3 protein-coding genes are annotated in these 4,298 nt (G+C 46.1%); all 3 read right to left on the reverse strand.

The features are described from left to right. Positions 1–119: 119 nt before the first annotated feature. Positions 120–980, reverse strand: a complete 861-nt coding sequence (locus AC805_RS11270; RefSeq protein ID WP_055075530.1) for a pentapeptide repeat-containing protein — start codon at positions 978–980, stop codon at positions 120–122. 339 nt (positions 981–1,319) lie between these two features. Further along, positions 1,320–3,071: a succinate dehydrogenase/fumarate reductase flavoprotein subunit gene (locus AC805_RS11275; protein WP_055075531.1), complete on the reverse strand. Its 1,752-nt coding sequence runs from the start codon at positions 3,069–3,071 to the stop codon at positions 1,320–1,322. A gap of 222 nt (positions 3,072–3,293) precedes the next feature. Next, positions 3,294–4,040 carry a membrane protein insertion efficiency factor YidD gene (gene yidD, locus AC805_RS11280; RefSeq protein WP_055075532.1) on the reverse strand — a complete coding sequence of 249 codons (747 nt, stop codon included), beginning with the start codon at positions 4,038–4,040 and terminating at the stop codon, positions 3,294–3,296. Between the last annotated feature and the right edge of the window lie 258 nt (positions 4,041–4,298).

The following is a 4,298-nucleotide window of genomic DNA, read 5'->3' on the forward strand; positions in this document are numbered from 1 at the left end:
TATAGCTACAGTCACTTGAATAAGGACAAAACCCCAAGAATTGAGTGGCGGCGCTTCGCGCCGCCACTCAATTCTTGGGGTTTATGTCCTAATACACTTGGCGACAGCTTTGGTTGTTACTACCAAACATCTGGCAAAATCGCGCCTTTAAAATCGGCAGTTTCCGTATTTGCACCGCTAAAATTGGCTTTACTGAGATTCGCACTGGTGAACTCAGCACGATTGAGATCGGCACGACTTAAATCAGCACCAATAAAATAGGCTTCACTACAATTTGCCCCACGGAGATCGGCTCCGATCAGATCGCAGCCGCAGAGGTTTGCTCGATAGAGATTGGCTCCGATCAAATTGGCTCGAGATAGGTTTGACTCGCTCAAGTCAATATCCATTAAAGTTGCCCCAATCAAGTCCGCTCCGACCAGAGTTGAAACATTGAGATTGCTGTGGGAGAGATCGGCTTCGCTTAAATTAGCACGACTAAAATCTGTCCCCGCTAGATTTGCTTCTCTCAACTCTGCACGGCTGAGATTGGAACCGATTAAACTCGCCCCGATCATGCTAATTCCATTTAGGCAGGACATATTCAGTTTAGTTGTAGATAGATCGGCGCGATCGAGATTAGCCAGACGGAGATTAGAGCCACGAAGATCGGCTCCACTGAGATTTGCTTGACTGAGATTCGCTTCACTCAGACAAATCATACTGAGGTGAGCTGAACTGAGGTTTGCCCCACTTAAATTTATGCCTCGGAAATTTGCCATGCTCATATCAGCCCCACGGAGATTTGCCGAGTTGAGATTAACTCCTCGAAACTTTGCCCCACGTAGGTTAACCATGCTGAAGTCAATTCCAGAGAGATCGATTCCCTCTAGCAGAATTTCGCTAAGATCGACCCCACGAATATCGGGATGAGTCTCTTTCCATTGATTCCATGCATTTACGCCTAGATCAAGCAGTTTTTTAAATTCGTCGATCGCCACAATTAATCTTTCACCCGCAAAACTAGCAAACTTTTAGGAATAGGTTGCCCAAAATGTCAGCACAATCTATTCCCAGCTTATCGCGGTTTCTAGGGTATCTACATGATCTTAGAAACCGCAAACATTATATTTATCTTGGTTTACGATTCTCTCACTATCTAGGTCAATTCATGTCATGTCAATCGCTACTTATAATACCAAGCTAAGAAATGGCTACGCCATTTCTTAGCTTGGTACTATAAGTAGCGATTGACATAATTAAAGCCCAAAAACCTGTAGCGCACGCGCAGCGTGCGTGCTACAGGTTTTTGGGCTTTATATTTAATTGCGCTTAACTACTTAGTACTTGCGCTCTTGGGGAGTAAACCGATCGCGATCAATGGTTTGTAAACTCATGTCCACGGGGCGATCGCTCGTTTTAACCCGCCCCATTTCTAAGTAACCGAGCGTATGTTTGAGGTATTTGGCATCATCCCTCTGCGGATAATCATCGCGAGAATGCGCCCCACGACTCTCTTTCCGAGATAAAGCACTAGACATAATAATCTCGCCCACCGTCAGCAAACTCTTTAGTTCGATCGCCTGCATCATTTCCATATTAAATACCGAACCGCGATCGTCTACCCAAAGATCGCGTTCGTAGCGATCGCGTAGGACTTGTAGCTTGGCTAAACCTTCCCTTAAACGGCGATCGTCCCGATAAATGCCACAATGCTCGGTCATCGTATCTTGCAACTGTTGGCGAATATCGGCAATGCGAGCATTACCTCGTTGCGATAACAGTCCTTTGAGCTTAGCCTCCGCATCGGCTATATATTGAAGGGGATCGAGTTGGGGTATAGCGCGATCGCTGACATAGGCTCCCAATTGCTCGCCAGCCCTTTTACCAAAGACGACACATTCTAAAAGCGAGTTTGCACCCAATCGGTTGGCACCATGCACCGATAAGCAAGCACATTCGCCCGCCGCAAAAAAGCCAGCGATCGCTCTGCTATCTGTACCAATTACTTGACAATCGATATTTGTGGGAATCCCCCCCATAGAATAATGAGCCGTGGGACGCACGGGCAAAGGACTATCGATACAGTCCACTCCCGCTAAACGCAAGCCCTCTTCGCGGGCAAAGGGAATGCGACTGAGGATCTTCTCTCGCCCTAAATGACGTACATCCAGATGCACATAGTTACCGCCATTTATCCCCCGACCAGCCGCGATCTCACAAGCAATATTGCGCGAAGTAATATCGCGGGGCGAGAGTTCCATGCGATTTTTGCTGATCGCATAATTTGCCATAAAGCGATCGCCCAAATCATTAATCAGATAAGCTCCCTCACCCCTTACAGCCTCAGAAATCAGCACCCCCGCAGGGTATAACCCCGTGGGATGGAACTGCACAAATTCCATGTCCTGCAAGGGCAGTCCAATATTTGCTGTCAAACATAAACCATCACCCGTTGAGGCAAAATCATTAGAAGTAGTGTTAAATACTCTGCCATAGCCCCCCGTAGCCATCAGTACCGCCTTTGCCCGAAACACCTCTATTTCAGAAGTTTCAAGGCTATAGGCAACAAATCCTTTGATCTCTTGTCCATTATTTCCCCCTTCATAAATCAACTGCATTACATACCATTCTTGGTAAATCTTGCCCCCCAATCGCAGTAAATTCATGACCAATTCATGCAAAATCGCATGCCCCGTTTTATCGGCGGCGTAACAGGCTCGACTGTTGGTATGTCCTCCAAATGCTCTCTGGGCGATCTTGCCATTATCGGCGCGCGAGAATAAAACCCCCAAATGTTCCAAATCAATAATTACGTCAGGAGCGGATTGGGTCAAAACGCGGACAGCATTCTGATCGGCAAGATAGTCGGAGCCTTTGATCGTATCAAAGGCATGGGTAAGCCAGTCGTCATTATCGACATTTTGCAGAGAAGCGGCGATCCCCCCTTGCGCGGCGACGGAATGCGATCGGATAGGATGCACCTTGGAAATAAGTCCCACGCTGAGATGGGGATAGTTTTGGGCAACTGCCAAGGCAGCTCTAGAGCCAGCTAACCCGCCTCCGATAATTAATACATCATGGTCGATCATAGGATTTAACTTTTTGGGATTACTCCCATCATAAAACCGTGTAATACCAAATCACAAAATGGCTACGCCATTTTGTGATTTTAAAACCCTTACTGGGTTTGGTTTTCAATTCCCAAAAGTGTGGCTACACTTTTGGGAATTGGTATAAGTAGACAGGCGCAATTAAATATAAAATCCCAAAAGCTGTAGCGCAGCCTGAGCTACAGCTTTTGCATCTGGTTCTTAACCACAACTACCACAGTCAGCACCACCACAATCGAGGTTGCCGCAGTCACCGCAACCACTACAATCCATTCCCGAAAAACAGTCAGCGCTACCACAGTTGAGATCGGGACAGCTTAAATCGGGGCAAGAATTACAATTATGCAGATCTTTGCCGCAATCACTGGGAATCACATTAAGGATATCGACACAATTAGCGCAATCGTTACAATCCCCCCAGTTGCCACAATTATTAGCATTATTAGTATCGTTAAGATTATTAGATGGGTCGCCTTCCTCAGACTGCCTTTGGCGATCCCACTTTCCACCACCGATTCTTTTGGCTCTGGGTTCTTCGGGAAGTTCAGAATCTTCAGGAAGTTCTGGTTCTTCAGGAAGTTCTGGCTCTTCGGGGTTTTCTGCTTCCATGACAACGATCGCTCGATTGGCATAATCTCGATTGGCATAATACTTTTGCCGCGCCCTACATTTAGCTCGTTTTTCCTTTAAGATTTCATTAGCTTCCCGACATTCTTGAAATCTTCCCTTTGCATTAGCGATCGCCGTAGTAATCCCCTCTTCCGCAATCACCCTCTTAAAATATTGAGAACAGGATTCACATCCATAAAGAACGCGATGAGCACAAGAAAAGCCTTTATGGGGTGAAATAAATTTTTGATAGCCACTTATGGCGGCTACGGCAAGCCCCCGCGATGCATTATTGAAAATATGGGTGATCGGACTCCTTACAGCTATTTTCCTCTGCATTTTCGCCACCTTTAGACAATCAAGCCAATTAAACTGTGAAGCTATGATACAAGAACTAACAAACAAAGTTTATTGCTTCTTCATAATTCTAAGTAGCTAAAAAGAAGGTTGGCGCTTCGCGCCAACCTTCTCTTATACCAAAGCTCAAAATGGCGTAGCCATTTTGAGCTTTGAAAACCCAAAATAGTGTTGCCGCGCTCTGCGCGGCAACACTATTTTGGGTTTTAATTTTGTCCTAACAAGACTGGCGACAGCTAT

This window comes from Pseudanabaena sp. 'Roaring Creek', from assembly GCF_001402795.1.
Taxonomy (GTDB): Bacteria; Cyanobacteriota; Cyanobacteriia; order Pseudanabaenales; family Pseudanabaenaceae; genus Pseudanabaena.